Consider the following 14,159-nt stretch of genomic DNA (forward strand, 5'->3'; position numbering starts at 1 on the left):
GTCTTGACGCGACGTTATCCCGACAGCAATCTCGCAACTGCACATTGCTCTTCCCCTGGAGGAGGGGGCTGAGCGTTGTTGCAGGCGGCCGGGGGCGGAGTGAACCGCCGGCTTTTTTGGAGGGAAAAAGCGAAATGTCGATTCTTTTAGGAGTGATCGCATGCGGACTGCTCTCGGTGATCTACGCCGTATGGGCAACCCGATCGGTGCTGTCAGCCGATCAGGGCAACGCCCGCATGCAGGAGATTGCCGGGTATATTCGTGAAGGAGCGCAAGCCTATCTGGCGCGCCAATATAGAACCATCGCCATCGTCGGGATCATCGTTTTCATCGCGGCATGGCTCCTTTTGTCGTCCGAAGCCGCTTTCGGCTTCCTGATCGGCGCAATCCTCTCAGGCGCCGCAGGCTTCATCGGCATGCATGTCTCCGTACGCGCCAATGTCCGCACCGCGCAGGCCTCATCGCAGAGCCTGTCGGCTGGCCTTGATATTGCCTTTAAGTCGGGCGCCATTACCGGCATGCTGGTCGCGGGCCTCGCCTTGCTTGGCGTCTCCATCTACTTCTACGTCCTGACCGGCATTCTCGGCCATGAAGCCGGCTCGCGCGATGTCATCGACGCGCTGGTGGCGCTCGGCTTCGGCGCGTCGCTGATTTCGATTTTCGCCCGTCTCGGCGGCGGCATCTTCACCAAGGGCGCCGACGTCGGCGGCGACCTCGTCGGCAAGGTCGAAGCCGGTATTCCGGAGGATGATCCGCGCAACCCCGCCACCATTGCCGACAATGTCGGCGACAATGTCGGCGATTGCGCCGGCATGGCGGCCGACCTGTTCGAGACCTATGCAGTCTCGGTCGTCGCCACCATGGTTCTCGCTGCGATCTTCTTCGCCGGGTCGCCGCTCCTCGGTTCCGCGATGATATATCCGCTGGCGATCTGCGGCACCTGCATCATCACCTCGATCATCGGCACCTTCTTCGTGAAGCTCGGTGCCAATGGTTCCATCATGGGCGCCCTCTACAAGGGCCTCATCGCCACCGGCGTCCTGTCGATCATCGGCCTGGCGATCGCTACCTCGCTGACCGTCGGCTGGGGCTCGGTCGGCACAGTCGGTGGCTTCGAAGTCACCGGCGCGAAGCTCTTCACCTGCGGCATCGTCGGCCTGATCGTCACGGCGCTGATCGTCGTCATCACTGAATATTATACCGGCACGAACAAGCGGCCGGTCAATTCCATCGCCCAGGCTTCGGTCACCGGTCACGGCACCAACGTCATCCAGGGGCTTGCCGTCTCACTGGAATCGACGGCACTGCCGGCAATCGTCATCGTCGGCGGCATCATCGCCACTTATCAGCTTGGCGGCCTGTTCGGCACCGGGATCGCGGTAACCGCCATGCTCGGCCTCGCCGGCATGATCGTCGCACTCGATGCCTTCGGCCCCGTCACCGACAATGCCGGCGGCATTGCGGAAATGTCGCATCTTCCGCCGGAGGTGCGCAAATCCACCGATGCTCTGGATGCGGTCGGCAATACCACCAAGGCCGTCACCAAGGGCTATGCCATCGGTTCGGCCGGTCTCGGCGCCTTGGTGCTGTTCGCGGCCTACTCGAACGACCTGCAATATTTTGCGGCGCACGGCGACAAGTTCCCGTATTTCGCCAATGTGGGCACGATCTCGTTCGAGCTCTCGAACCCTTACGTCGTCGCCGGCCTGCTGTTCGGTGGCCTCATTCCCTATCTCTTCGGCGGCATCGCCATGACGGCCGTTGGCCGCGCCGCCGGCTCGATCGTGGAGGAGGTGCGCCGGCAGTTCCGCGAGAAGCCGGGCATCATGCAGGGCACGGAACGCCCGGATTACGGCCGCGCCGTCGATCTGCTGACCAAGGCCGCCATTCGGGAAATGATCATCCCGTCACTGCTGCCGGTGTTGGCGCCGGTCGTCGTCTATTTCGGCGTCCTGCTGCTCTCCGGCTCCAAAGCTTCGGCTTTCGCAGCCCTTGGCGCATCGTTGCTCGGCGTGATCATCAATGGCCTCTTCGTCGCCATTTCGATGACGTCTGGCGGCGGTGCATGGGACAACGCCAAGAAGAGCTTCGAGGACGGCTTCGTCGACAAGGACGGCACGCGCCATATGAAGGGCTCGGAAGCCCACAAGGCGTCGGTCACGGGCGACACCGTCGGCGATCCCTACAAGGACACGGCGGGCCCGGCCGTCAATCCGGCGATCAAGATCACCAATATCGTGGCTCTGCTTCTGCTCGCCATTCTTGCGGGTTAAGCCCGGAGAAGATCAAAGAAAGCAAACCGAACGTATAACGAAAACCCGCGAGACAGGCCTGTCTCGCGGGTTTTCTTTGGAACGCTTCCCGGCTTATTGGCCCGGGTTGAGGTTGTTGAGGAAGTTTCTCGCCCCGTTGACGCCGTTGCCGCTGCCTTGCAGGATCTGCTGCAGGAAGGTGATGTCGCGGCCGCCGGTCGGCGTCGTACGGCTGATCATGTCGAAGACCTTGCCGTCCTTCAGCGTATAGTTGGCTTCCTGCTTTACGACGCCGTCCTTGTCGAAATAGATCGCCAGAATATTCTGGTCGACCAGCTTCGGCTTCATGAAGGCAACGGCGCGGGTGCGCTTCTGCGAGATATAATAGAAGACCTCGCCGTCGAAGGTCGCGGTGGTCGACGGCGTGCCGAGCGAGAGCAGAACCTGCTCGCGGCTGGAGCCGACCGGCGCAAGCGCGAGCGACTGCGGATCGAAGATGTAACCGTTGTTCATGACCTCACTGGTCTTGCAACCTGAAAGTCCCAAGGTCGCAATCACCAGGGCGATGGCGGCACCGCTGCTGAAAGTAATGTCAGACTTGAAATACCGTCTGGTCAACGACATCTCATCTCCCCTAATGAATCAATCCGATGGCCGGACGGCCGGTATGACCTTGCTGTGCACATCATTGTGGCCTTTCCGCGATTGGAAAAGGCACAAAGACGTTGTTCGGCACTCTTCATCACCGATCATGCACAACGTGACGACGGTAAGGGCAGGAGCCTCGAAGCGGGCACAAACGGCATTGCAATTCGCGCCTGCTTCGGTAAACCAGCTTTTGCGTGGATGCAACACGGCCAAGCAAAAACGGCGCGCTCTGAAGGAGCCAATTCCGGGATTCTCATGATTTTTGGGCTCTTCCGCAAAAGAAATCACAATCAGATCATCGTCGTCAGGCAGTATGAGGTCCTGACAACCATGGCGCGGCAGCCGGTTTTCTATACCGACTATGACGTGCCGGATACGGTGATGGGGCGCTTCGAATTGCTGTCCGTGATGATGATCCTGTTTTTCCGCCGCACGCGGTCGTCGACAACCAGCGGCCAGGAACTCGCACAGGAAATTGTGGATGCGTTTTTCGAAGATATCGATTATTCGATCCGCGAACTTGGGATTGGCGACAACAGCGTGCCGAAACGCATGAAGAAGCTGGCCGGCATGTTCTATGGGCGGCTTGAAAGCTATGCGGCTGCCATGGATGGCAATGATCGCGCGGCGCTTGCCACGGCGCTACAGCGCAACATCTATCCCAAAGGGGAGCAGGCGGCGGCTTCCATGACCGCGTTGGCTGGCTGGATGCTGACGGCGGAAGCGCATCTGGCGGCGGTAACCGAAGATCAGATCGCCACGGGATCCGCGACGCTGCCGCAACCGCCCAAACTCGACCGACAGCCCGGTTAGGAGAAGAAAAATGAAAAGACATGATTCCGACGAAACGCCATTTTCCTATCCGGTGAAGGTCGGCCACATTTCCGCCAACCCGGTGGACGTGCATATCGAAGCGGATGATCGCGAACTGGCCGGGCTTGCCGCCCTTTGGGATGTGCTTTCGGTGGGCAAGCTCGACGCCGATCTCAAGATCTCGCGCTGGAAGCGCGATGGCGTTCGCATCAAGGGTAATGTCAGGGCGAAAATCGTTCAGGCCTGCGTGGTGACGCTGGAGCCGGTCGAATCCGAGATCGACGAGGATTTCGAGCATATTTTTGTGCCCGAGGACTCAAAGCTGGCACGTGCACCCTCCATGGATGCGGGCGAAATGGTGCTTGATCCCGACGGTCCGGACCTTCCGGAGACCTTTACGGGTGATACGATCGACGCCGGCGCGGTGGTTGCGGAATTCGCGGCTCTTGCCATCGATCCCTATCCACGCAAGCCTGGAGTCGAGTTCGATGCGCACATTGAAGACACGGACGAAGATGACAAGAAACCTTCGCCATTCGCCGTTCTGAAAGACTGGAAAAAGGAATAGACCTCCTTGGCAATTGAGCACAATTCAGTTGTAACCGGGGGAGAAAACGGTATTTTGACGCCAAATTCGCCAGGCTGGCGGAGAAAAAGGACTAGGGACGCGTGATCAGAATTTCTCTTGACCTAATGGGTGGCGACTTTGGCCCAGAGGTTGTTGTTCCCGGCGCGGCCAAGGCGCTGGATAGGCATCCCGATATCACTTTTATCATGTACGGACAGAAGGATCGCTGCGAAGCGGTCCTCGCCAAATATCCGAAGCTTCGGGAAAAATCCGTCCTTCACGAGTGCGATGTCGCCATCAGCATGGATGAGAAGCCGAGCCAGGCCTTGCGTCGAGGCCGTTACGTTTCCAGCATGTGGCGTTCGATCGAAGCCGTGAAGGTGGGCGAGGCCGATGTCGTCGTATCCGCCGGCAACACCGGTGCGCTGATGGCGATGGCAAAGTTCTGTTTGCGCACCATGGCCAATATCGAGCGTCCGGCGATCGCCGCGATCTGGCCGACGCTGCGCGGCGAAAGCATCGTGCTCGATGTGGGCGCCACCATTGGCGCCGATGCACAGCAGCTGCTTGATTTCGCCCTGATGGGTGGCGCCATGGCGCGCGCGCTCTTTGAGATCGAGCGCCCCACCGTCGGCCTGCTGAATGTCGGCGTCGAGGAAATCAAGGGCCAGGAAGACGTCAAGGATGCCGGCCGCCTGATCCGCGAAGCCAATCTCGAATCACTCGAATATTCGGGCTTCGTCGAGGGTGACGATATCGGCAAGGGCACCGTCGACGTCGTCGTCACGGAAGGTTTTTCCGGCAATATCGCGCTGAAGGCGGCGGAAGGCACGGCAAAGCAGATCGCCGCCTATTTGCGCGCGGCCATGTCGCGCACGCTGTTGGCGCGTATCGGCTATGTCTTTGCCAAGGGCGCTTTCGACCTGCTGAGGGAAAAGCTCGATCCGAGCAAGGTCAATGGCGGTGTGTTCCTGGGTCTCAACGGCATCGTCATCAAAAGCCACGGCGGCGCGAATGCCGAAGCCTTCGCGGCCGCCATCGATGTCGGCTACGACATGGCCAAGAACGGTCTCACGCAGAAAATCGAAAACGACTTGAAGAAATATCATGCCAAACGGCTGCCCCCGATCGGGCCGGAAGCGGCATGAGCGACGGGGTACACGCAGAATGATCCGTTCAATAGTCCGCGGTTTCGGGGCGGCGCTCCCCCAACGCGTCATGACCAATGCCGAGATGGAGCAGATCGTCGACACGAGCGACGACTGGATTGTCCAGCGCTCGGGCATCCGCCAGCGCCATGTTGCCGGTGAAGGCGAAACGACGGCATCCCTGGGCGAGCAGGCGGCTCGCGCCGCCCTCGCCAATGCCGGTTTGACGCCGGATGATCTCGATCTGATCATCGTCGCGACCTCGACGCCGGACAATACCTTTCCGGCAACGGCGGTGAATATCCAGAACCGGCTCGGCATGCATCATGGCTTCGCTTTCGACGTACAGGCCGTTTGCACCGGCTTCGTTTATGCGGTGACGACGGCTGACGCCTATATTCGTGGCGGCCTTGCCAAGCGCGTCCTCGTCATCGGGGCCGAGACCTTTTCCCGCATCCTCAACTGGACGGACCGCACGACCTGCGTTCTCTTCGGAGACGGCGCCGGCGCGCTGATCCTGGAAGCAGGCGAGGGAAGCGGCGCCACGACAGATCGCGGCGTGCTCACGGCAAGCCTGCGCTCCGATGGCGCGCACAAGGACAAGCTCTATGTCGATGGCGGTCCTTCCACGACAGGCACGGTCGGTGTACTGCACATGGCGGGCCGTGAAGTGTTCAAGCACGCCGTCGGCATGATCACCGATGTCATTCAGGCTGCCTTCGATGCGACGGGCACCACCCCTGATGATCTGGATTGGTTGGTGCCGCATCAGGCCAATCGCCGCATCATCGATGGCTCGGCCAAGAAGCTGGGAATTGCTCCCGAGAAAGTTGTGGTCACCGTCGATCTTCATGGCAATACGTCGGCGGCATCGATCCCTCTTGCGCTTGCCGTTGCGGCCGGTGACGGTCGAATCAAGAAAGGCGATCTGGTGATGCTGGAGGCCATGGGCGGCGGCTTCACCTGGGGAGCGGTGCTGCTGCGTTGGTAGCGCCGTATCTCTAAAAGCCGTTCCGAACAAGAGCTTGACCGTGCGGCACAAGGGCAATAGTCTCGCAAGGCTTGAAGAAGATTACGCATTGATATGGGCGGGGAGCTATGACGGGCAAGACAGTGACGCGCGCAGACTTGGCGGAGTCGGTATTCCGGAAAGTCGGTCTCTCCCGAACGGAGTCGGCTGAGCTCGTCGAGACTGTGATCGATGAAATTTGCAACGCCATCGTGCGTGGTGAAACCGTGAAACTCTCCTCGTTCGCGACGTTTCAGGTGCGCGACAAGAATGAGCGTATCGGACGCAATCCGAAGACCGGTGAGGAAGTGCCGATCTCGCCGCGGCGGGTCATGACCTTCAAGGCATCGAATGTCCTCAAGACGCGCATCCTGAAAGCGCATGCAAGCCGCAAGGCGAAGACCAAGCCGGCAAATCCTGCCTCCTGATCCGTCCCGGAGATTCCATATCGATATCGGCCGCATGCCTTGTTCTGCGGCCTTTTTGATGCGCTGTTGCCTGCCGTTCGGCGTTTGCCTGTGCAGCGGCTGAAGAGATGACTTGAATTTCCGCCGCCAAACCGTTGAAATATGGTGAGTCGCATCGCAGGAGGGTAGGGATCCCATACCTCCTCTTGCGTGATCCGGCCCGATGGCGCCGCTCGCGCCCTGTAGGAGTAAGATGATGGACAAGAGCCCGGATGCATTTCGCACGATCAGCGAAGTCGCGGAAGACCTTGATCTGCCGCAGCATGTCCTACGGTTCTGGGAAACCCGGTTTCCGCAGATCAAGCCGATGAAGCGCGGTGGCGGCAGGCGCTATTATCGCCCCGAGGACGTCGACCTGCTGAATGGCATCCGCCATCTGCTCTATGATCACGGCTATACGATCAAGGGTGTTCAGAAGCTTCTGAAGACCAACGGCAACAAGTTTGTCATTGCGGTCGGCCATGGCGATCTTGCCAGCGTCGAAGCGCTTGCCGCCGCACAGGAACCTGCCACCGTCGAGCCCCGCGTCAGCTCCGGCAATGCCGAGGAAGATCAGATCGTCGGCCGCGCCAAAGCGCCGATTAGCCGCCGTTTCTTCAATTTCGTGAGCGGCGACGATGGCGTACCGGATGTTTCCATCGGCAAATCCAGCGTCGGCAAGGAAGATCGCGCTTTGCTGCAGGAAACGCTCTACGATCTTTTGGAATGCAAACGTCTGCTCGATCAGGTGCGATGACAGCAACCGGCCGGGATTGCTGATCATGTAAAATGCTTTTTGTTCCAGTGAGGCGCAACGGCAGCCAAGTGTCGTCATGACCTTACCGTCTCTGGTCATACAACGATGGTAACTTCATTAGCCGCACAAATGAGCGTGATAATTTTGTCACGCGCGCCACCCTTCTGCGTCACGGAAATTAGTTCGTAAGCCTTATTAACTTGCCGTGGTAGTGCCGCAGGTCCAGTTTGACGGGGAAGCTTCCTTGCTTCGCCCTGTGTGAGGGGAACAGCCAGTCAGGCCATGGAGGGGCACGTTGTTGTCTGCCGGGAGACTCCATCCCTGATGGATAGTCGAATGGAGACACCATGAACATCAAGAGCCTTCTTCTTGGCTCCGCCGCTGCTATCGCCGCAGCGAGCGCCGCCCATGCCGCTGACGCTATTGTCGCCGCCGAACCCGAACCGCTTGAATATGTCCGTATCTGCGATGCGTACGGAACAGGCTATTTCTATATTCCCGGCACCGAAACCTGCCTGAAGATTGGCGGAAAGGTTCGTACGGAAGGCGAGTGGTATGATGCTTACAATCCGCGCAGCAAGGTCGGAACGCTCTGGCACGAGCGCGTGGAACTCAATGTCGATACCGCAACCGACACCGAATACGGTCCGCTGAAGACCAACACCATCTTCCGCTGGGAGTGGAACGATGGCGGTGCAACCTCCTCCAAGCTCCTGTTTGCCAATATCAGCCTTGCCGGCTTCACGGTTGGCAAGCTCGACTCGCAGTTCAACCTCTATGCCGGTTATGCCGGCGATGTCATCAACGACGATGCGATCTATGACGGTCCATACGAACTCAACCAGCTGACCTACAATTACGACGCAGGCAATGGCTTCACGGCTGTGATCTCGCTGGAGGACAGCTACTCCACCTCCGATGGCGAGGCATCTTATGGCGCAGGATGGTGGACGGACGACAAGTCCAATCATTATGCTCCCGACGTCGTTGCCGGCGCTGGCTACAAGGCCGGCAACTGGGGCTTCAAGATTGTCGGCGGCTATGACTCGATCGTCGAAGAGGGGGCGATCAAGGCTCGCATCGACGCCAAGTTCGGCGGTGTGGAAGCCTTCCTGATGGGTGGCTGGAACACCGATGGCGACAAGCTCAACAAATATGCTGGCACCAACCAGGACATTTCCGCGTGCACGACCTCGAGCGGCGCTGTCAACACCGCCAAGTGCGGCTGGGGGGACTGGGCTCTCTGGGGCGGTGTCGCCGTGCCGATCAATGACAAGCTGAAGTGGAACTTGCAGCTTGCCTACACCGAATCCAAGATATTCGAAGCGACCACCAACCTCAAGATCTATCCGGTCAAGAATTTCCTGGTCGAGCCTGAAGTGACCTACATGCACTACGACTTCATCAAGGACGACACGGTTGCCGGCATTCTCCGCTTCGAGCGGAATTTCTAATCCGAGATTAAGTGATCTCGACCGCCGGCGTATATGGGCGGGTTGAATGCGGAAGGCCCTGTTCTCTAACGGGGCCTTCTTCTTTCTCAGCTTTATCCTATTGAGTTGTTAAGCAAAATACTATTCTTACGCGTAGTTTCAGGCATTTTCGACTGTTATCTGTGGCTATTTGCCCGACTCTTGCTTGCTAAAGCTTACCGTTGGCTGTATCCCGCTTCCTCGGGACTATATCTTAAATTGCCGGAGGGAATATGCGCATACGTGCCACCGTGGCCGCGAGTCTCGTCGCCATTACCACCATTCTGTCGAGCTGTCAGACGCCGCAGGAATCTGCGATGAATGCCGAAATGACCTGTCAATCGCAGGGGCTCCGCCCCGGCACGCAGCGTTACAATCGCTGCGTTGGCGCGACCTATCAGGCAAACCGCGTCCAGGCGCAGCAGGCTGAAAATCAGGCTGCCGGACTTGCCGCTGCCGGGATCATCGGCGGCGTTCTCGTCGGCGCTGCCGTCAGCGATCATCACCATCGCGGCTACTACGGCCGGCCTTATTACCGCCGCTGCTATCGCTGCTGGTAAGCGTCACCGTCGCCAGCCATCCGCATGCTTCCTCCGTCGGCTCACACCGGCGGAGTTTTCGTTGATGAGCAACCACAGCAATTCCAGAAAAAGCGCACAGCTGTTTTCCGTCCGGGTTTGCGTAAAGCAAAGAACTGTTCTGGCTGTCAGAATGGCGGGCTCGTCACTTGACGGTTGACGAGCTTCAGGCTCCGGTCGGGTTGGATGATATAGGTTTCAATGACATCCTCGCCCCACTGGTTGGTGAAGCGATGCTGAAATTGCGAGCCGGGAGGCGATTTCGTCAACTTCATATGCGGTTGGCCGCCATAGGTGATGCTGCCGGGAATGGGCTGCAGCGGTTCGGCTGTCGTGCAGGCTGCAAGCAACGATGCGCACAGCATAAGCATTATAACGGGTTTCATGGCCTTAACTTTCCGCTCGCTTCGTATCCCCGGAAAACCGTCACGCAATAAAGACGGAGGGGCATCTATGAGTGTGGCTCCAAGTCACTATATACAAATAATCACGGCATGCCCGGCAGCAAGGTTTTCACGCAGAAGTGCATGATGCTGTCGCCGGATTTCGAAGGAGTTGCATATGTTTACGATCCCCAGGTCGATAGCTGCCGCGGGCTTTGGCCTTTTGCTGGCAGCCTGTGTTGCCATGCCGGCGGGTGCCATCACCATGCCAGCCCTATCCGTGCCAGCACCTGTCCAGTCGGACATTGTCCAGGTGCATGATCATGGCCACGGCCATAGGCATCACCACAACCGGTGGGGCAGCGGCCATAGGCTGCATGGTAACGACAGTTATTATGACGATAATTCGGACAGCGGCGTGCTCTTCAAGTCCTTCGTGACCGGCACGCTCTTCAGCGGGCAGCGCGCTCAAGGTTACTATGATGACGATCATGCCCGCGCCTGCGCCAGCCGCTATCGCTCCTACCGCGCCTCGGACAATACCTATCAGCCGAGCTATGGGCCAAGGCGGGAGTGCCGCTGAGCGCGCAACTTTTTCTGAGCAGGCCGCTACTTTTCGCTTGCGTCGGGAAACTCGAAACTCTAAACGAAACAAGCCGTTTCGGCAGGTCGGGGCGTAGCGCAGCCCGGTAGCGCACTTGACTGGGGGTCAAGGGGTCGCTGGTTCGAGTCCAGTCGCCCCGACCATTTATCTCCTTGAACTCCCAATCGAATTTTCAGAAAAATCAGCCGCACCAGGACGGTGCTTGGCCGGTCCAGCGGCGCGCAAGGCCTTCGGAGACCATCTGGTCGCCGATCGAGCGGCCGGCGCGCATCGCGATACGCAGCTTGCCGCCATTGCGGTCATCGGGGCGGCTGCTGCCGGAAAGCACGAAGGTCCCGTCATTGAGAATGGCCTGGAGGCGCAGTTTCGCGGTCATTGCCTTCTGCCTCTCGCCAGGGCAGCGCGCGGCATCCGCATCCGGTACGTCGATATCGGCCAGCTGAATCCTGACGCCATTCTGCCAGAAGGTATTGCCGTCGACTACGCAATTCGTTCCGGAACCGGGGCCGCAAATCACGAAACGGCCACCGGCCTGGGGGCGCAGGCTAGGGACGGGCCGTTCGATCGGTGTCCTGCTGACCGGCAATGCCACGGGAATGGCGGCGGGTGGTACGGGCAGGGCCGATGCCGCGGCGCGCGGCTCGGGAACGATCGCGGCCGTCCTTATTTGTGGTTTGGCTTCCGGCACCGGCGCTTCCCGGGCCATATGCGGTATGCCGGCGACTGCACCGGCATGGGCAAGCATCGTCGGCATTTCCTTGCGATGCTGATAGGCATAGATGCCGGCGACGGTTGCCAGGCCGACCATGCCCCATAGCCACATCGAATTGCCCGCCTTGGACTGCGGTTTGCGCCGCGTGCGTCGTTTCGCTTTCGCCATGGTATCATCCCTCGATTGCGAGGGGATTATCGCCACCATTTCTTACCGATCCGTTGGCTTGGACCGGATTTGCACACTCGGATCGGAGAGGCTACTTCGCGACTGCCGCCGCTGGCTTGAGTTTCACCGACATTGTCACCTGTCCGCTGACGGAAAGTCTAGTGCCGCGGTTGTCGGGATTGTTGACCGAACTATTGCTCGACATGGCGCTGATCTCGCAGGCATCGGCGATGGTTTCGAGCAGGGTCGTGCAGCTGCTCGCCGCGATCTTGTAGAAGGATTTCAAGGCCTTCTCCTGCTGTTCCTCGTTATCGCCGTCCGTCACCGGATAGGAGATCGATATTCCGGATTGTACGGAAATATATCCCTCCGGAGGCTGGCGGGGATTGCGCAAGGGAAGGTTCTGGAAATTCTGTGCGAGGGTCGGCTGCGTCGTGGTGAAAAGCACCATGCCCACGAAAGTCGGGATCAAAAATCTGTTCATCGTCTTGCCTCTGTTTTCCCGCTTATCGCAAATGCGGATAAAGGCTTGGTGATCTGGTCACTTAAAATTGTAGTCCTGATGGGAATCGCCGCTGTACCTGCGAATCAGACGGGCGTGAGTGCCGAAAATGCTTCCTTGCCAAGCCTGCGTGCAAAGCGCATAGTCTGGTTCCATCGTCGGATATGATGCGGGTGACGGCGAGGTTCAGCGTGCTTCTACCCGAAAGATGACGAGATGCACGAATGTTGGAAACTCCTATTCATCCGCGGGATTTGCCCCTGTTTTCAGACGATCTGGATCGCTTGGAGAAGGTGTTGGACACCGTTTGCAAGGATCGTGGCATGAACTCCCGCAGTCCGGAAGCTGAGCGTCTTGGGGCGTTGATCATCCAGCTTTACCGCCAGGGCGTGAAGGACGACGCAAAACTTCTCGCGCTTGCCAGGGCTTATTTCTGACGCAACTGCGTTTTTTTATGGCCAGCGATCTAATCGATTTAGGCTGATTTCACATAGCAGCAATGATGCTTTGTGCCTGTTCGAAGCCGCCCTGCCTCCCTATATTTGCTGCGTTGCACAAAGAGATTCGATTTCTTGATGTCACTGATTCTGGAGAGAAACAGTGCGCGCCAGACGCAGCCGATGAAAAACGATCGCCGTTGGCGTGGATGGAAAGGTCAATGATGAATTTTAAAGTTCCGAGCCGGCTTCGCCGCTTGCTCGTTGATTCCGTAGAGCTGCCGCAGCTCAAATTTCCGATGACGCGGCCGCTGTCGCAGCCATCGCGCCGTCGTGTTTCCGCGCGGCTTGCGCCGCAGCGTCTGACGGAGGTTTTGTGGTTCGGCCGCAACCCCGGCGATCTGCGCATGTTCGAATATGTGCCGCCGGGCGTCAAAGGCCCGATGCCGCTCGTCGTTGTCCTGCACGGCTGTCACCAGAATGCCGAGGATTTCGATCGAGCCAGCGGCTGGACTGCGCTCGCTCGCGCGCACGGCTTTGCCGTGCTCTATGCCGAGCAGAAGATGTCGAACAATCCCAATCTCTGTTTCAACTGGTTTCGTCCAAGCATGGTCACGCGCGACCGCGGCGAACTCGGCTCCATCCGCGAAATGATCGATTTCAGCCGCCGGGTCCACGATATCGATGACGGCAGGATTTTCGTCATGGGCCTCTCGGCAGGCGGCGCCCTGTCGGCTGCGTTGCTGGCAACCTATCCGGAGCTGTTTGCAGCGGGCGCCATCATCGGCGGCCTGCCTTTCGGTGCCGCCCGCGATGCCATGTCGGCGCTTGACGTCATGAGGCGGGGCTCGACCAAGACGGGTGAAAAATGGGGCGAGCTCGTTCGCGAAGTCTCGCCCGAAGCTGCGCGCTATCCGGCGGTCTCCATATGGCATGGCGATGAGGATGAGGTCGTGTCCTTCGCCAATGCGGAGGCGTCCGTGGCGCAATGGCTGGCTGCGCATGAGCGTCCGCGCACCAAAGGCCGGCTGCGTCTCTTCGAAGGCGGCGAGCGGCGCGAATGGCGCGACGACTACGGCAACATGATCCTGGAGCTCGTAACGCTGCACGATTTCGGGCATGGCCTGCCCGTCGGGTCTGCTGTCGAGGGCTGGGAGCCGGCCAACGATACCGAACGCTTCATCCTGCCCGCAGTACTGTCGGCGCCCGAAGAACTCGTCAAAAGCTGGAAGTTGTCGGCTTGAAGCACACCGTATGAACGGCTTGCGAAAGATCAGCGTCTAAAGCGCCGGAGCGGATATTGGAGTGCGCGCCGCACTCTAGTCGTCATTGGTGGAGTTCAGATTTTCAGGCCGGATGCCGTCATTCTCAGACCAATGCTTGAAGCGTATGCCAGGACCGCCAGTGCCATCGCTGCCGCCGGCGAGGAAGACGACGCCGTGATTTTCCAGGATGGAACGGACTGCGGAAAGTGCCTTGAAATCGTTCGAGGCGCCGTCCGTTTCCAGTGCCTCGATCGTCGAAACCGGAAGCTTGCTTTCGTTGGCAAGCGCTTCCACCGTCAGTCCGAGCATGGCGCGTGCGCCGCGTAATTGCGCTGAAGTAATCATGGGTTAAGTCTATCGCATCGGCTCCGAAAGCGGAACTGGTTTCGAATAAAAA

At 59.1% G+C, this 14,159-nt stretch carries 17 protein-coding genes and 1 tRNA gene; 13 read left to right on the top strand and 5 right to left on the bottom strand.

Going from position 1 to position 14,159, the window contains the following annotated elements:
* Nucleotides 1-134: 134 nt before the first annotated feature.
* Nucleotides 135-2,273, top strand: coding sequence for a sodium-translocating pyrophosphatase (locus PH552_RS30790; RefSeq protein WP_112344154.1), 2,139 nt, complete (start codon nt 135-137; stop codon nt 2,271-2,273).
* A gap of 93 nt (nt 2,274-2,366) precedes the next feature.
* Here the strand turns inward: PH552_RS30790 and PH552_RS30795 are convergent, their stop codons facing one another.
* Nucleotides 2,367-2,876 carry an outer membrane protein assembly factor BamE gene (locus PH552_RS30795; protein ID WP_112344155.1) on the bottom strand — a complete coding sequence of 170 codons (510 nt, stop codon included), beginning with the start codon at nt 2,874-2,876 and terminating at the stop codon, nt 2,367-2,369.
* 222 nt (nt 2,877-3,098) lie between these two features.
* On the opposite strand from PH552_RS30795, the gene PH552_RS30800 reads away from it, so the two are divergent.
* The 8 genes from PH552_RS30800 to PH552_RS30835 all read left to right on the top strand — a co-directional run bounded on the left by PH552_RS30800 (nt 3,099) and on the right by PH552_RS30835 (nt 9,673).
* Nucleotides 3,099-3,713: a ubiquinol-cytochrome C chaperone family protein gene (locus tag PH552_RS30800; protein WP_181592412.1), complete on the top strand. Its 615-nt coding sequence runs from the start codon at nt 3,099-3,101 to the stop codon at nt 3,711-3,713.
* Between the two features lie 10 nt (nt 3,714-3,723).
* Nucleotides 3,724-4,281 carry a YceD family protein gene (locus PH552_RS30805; RefSeq protein ID WP_112344157.1) on the top strand — a complete coding sequence of 186 codons (558 nt, stop codon included), beginning with the start codon at nt 3,724-3,726 and terminating at the stop codon, nt 4,279-4,281.
* A 101-nt stretch (nt 4,282-4,382) separates the two neighbouring features.
* The gene (plsX, locus tag PH552_RS30810; RefSeq protein WP_112344158.1) at nt 4,383-5,429 is read left to right on the top strand and encodes a phosphate acyltransferase PlsX; all 1,047 of its coding nucleotides are present in this window, start codon (nt 4,383-4,385) and stop codon (nt 5,427-5,429) included.
* A 19-nt stretch (nt 5,430-5,448) separates the two neighbouring features.
* Nucleotides 5,449-6,420, top strand: a complete 972-nt coding sequence (locus PH552_RS30815) for a beta-ketoacyl-ACP synthase III (RefSeq protein ID WP_113250645.1) — start codon at nt 5,449-5,451, stop codon at nt 6,418-6,420.
* A gap of 107 nt (nt 6,421-6,527) precedes the next feature.
* Entirely contained in the window at nt 6,528-6,866 is a 339-nt protein-coding gene (locus tag PH552_RS30820) for an integration host factor subunit alpha (protein ID WP_112344160.1), read from the top strand.
* 235 nt (nt 6,867-7,101) lie between these two features.
* On the top strand, nt 7,102-7,641 hold the full coding sequence (locus PH552_RS30825; protein WP_112344161.1) for a MerR family transcriptional regulator: 540 nt from the start codon (nt 7,102-7,104) through the stop codon (nt 7,639-7,641).
* 347 nt (nt 7,642-7,988) lie between these two features.
* A complete protein-coding gene (locus tag PH552_RS30830; protein ID WP_113250644.1) occupies nt 7,989-9,095 on the top strand; it encodes a porin in 1,107 nt (368 codons plus the stop codon).
* A gap of 251 nt (nt 9,096-9,346) precedes the next feature.
* Nucleotides 9,347-9,673 carry a hypothetical protein gene (locus PH552_RS30835; protein WP_112344163.1) on the top strand — a complete coding sequence of 109 codons (327 nt, stop codon included), beginning with the start codon at nt 9,347-9,349 and terminating at the stop codon, nt 9,671-9,673.
* A gap of 146 nt (nt 9,674-9,819) precedes the next feature.
* Here PH552_RS30835 and PH552_RS30840 read toward each other — a convergent pair whose 3' ends face one another.
* The gene (locus tag PH552_RS30840) at nt 9,820-10,077 is read right to left on the bottom strand and encodes a hypothetical protein (RefSeq protein ID WP_183763172.1); all 258 of its coding nucleotides are present in this window, start codon (nt 10,075-10,077) and stop codon (nt 9,820-9,822) included.
* Nucleotides 10,078-10,252: 175 nt separating this feature from the next.
* Here PH552_RS30840 and PH552_RS30845 point away from each other — a divergent pair, with 175 nt between their 5' ends.
* Together PH552_RS30845 and PH552_RS30850 are read left to right on the top strand one after the other, a co-directional pair.
* A complete protein-coding gene (locus PH552_RS30845; RefSeq protein ID WP_113250643.1) occupies nt 10,253-10,657 on the top strand; it encodes a BA14K family protein in 405 nt (134 codons plus the stop codon).
* 87 nt (nt 10,658-10,744) lie between these two features.
* Nucleotides 10,745-10,821: transfer RNA gene (locus PH552_RS30850), tRNA-Pro, on the top strand.
* A 38-nt stretch (nt 10,822-10,859) separates the two neighbouring features.
* Here the strand turns inward: PH552_RS30850 and PH552_RS30855 are convergent.
* Complete coding sequence (locus tag PH552_RS30855; protein ID WP_113250642.1) at nt 10,860-11,558, bottom strand: thermonuclease family protein; 699 nt, start codon at nt 11,556-11,558, stop codon at nt 10,860-10,862.
* A gap of 91 nt (nt 11,559-11,649) precedes the next feature.
* A complete protein-coding gene (locus PH552_RS30860) occupies nt 11,650-12,042 on the bottom strand; it encodes a hypothetical protein (RefSeq protein ID WP_113250641.1) in 393 nt (130 codons plus the stop codon).
* Between the two features lie 242 nt (nt 12,043-12,284).
* On the opposite strand from PH552_RS30860, the gene PH552_RS30865 reads away from it, so the two are divergent.
* Together PH552_RS30865 and PH552_RS30870 are read left to right on the top strand one after the other, a co-directional pair.
* A complete protein-coding gene (locus PH552_RS30865) occupies nt 12,285-12,497 on the top strand; it encodes a hypothetical protein (protein WP_112344167.1) in 213 nt (70 codons plus the stop codon).
* A 221-nt stretch (nt 12,498-12,718) separates the two neighbouring features.
* A complete protein-coding gene (locus tag PH552_RS30870; protein WP_246698542.1) occupies nt 12,719-13,741 on the top strand; it encodes an extracellular catalytic domain type 1 short-chain-length polyhydroxyalkanoate depolymerase in 1,023 nt (340 codons plus the stop codon).
* Between the two features lie 75 nt (nt 13,742-13,816).
* Here PH552_RS30870 and PH552_RS30875 read toward each other — a convergent pair whose 3' ends face one another.
* Nucleotides 13,817-14,107, bottom strand: a complete 291-nt coding sequence (locus PH552_RS30875; RefSeq protein ID WP_113250640.1) for a helix-turn-helix domain-containing protein — start codon at nt 14,105-14,107, stop codon at nt 13,817-13,819.
* Nucleotides 14,108-14,159: the final 52 nt, after the last annotated feature.

This window comes from Rhizobium aureum (assembly GCF_030182495.1).
GTDB classification, from domain to species: Bacteria; Pseudomonadota; Alphaproteobacteria; order Rhizobiales; family Rhizobiaceae; genus Rhizobium; species Rhizobium tropici_C.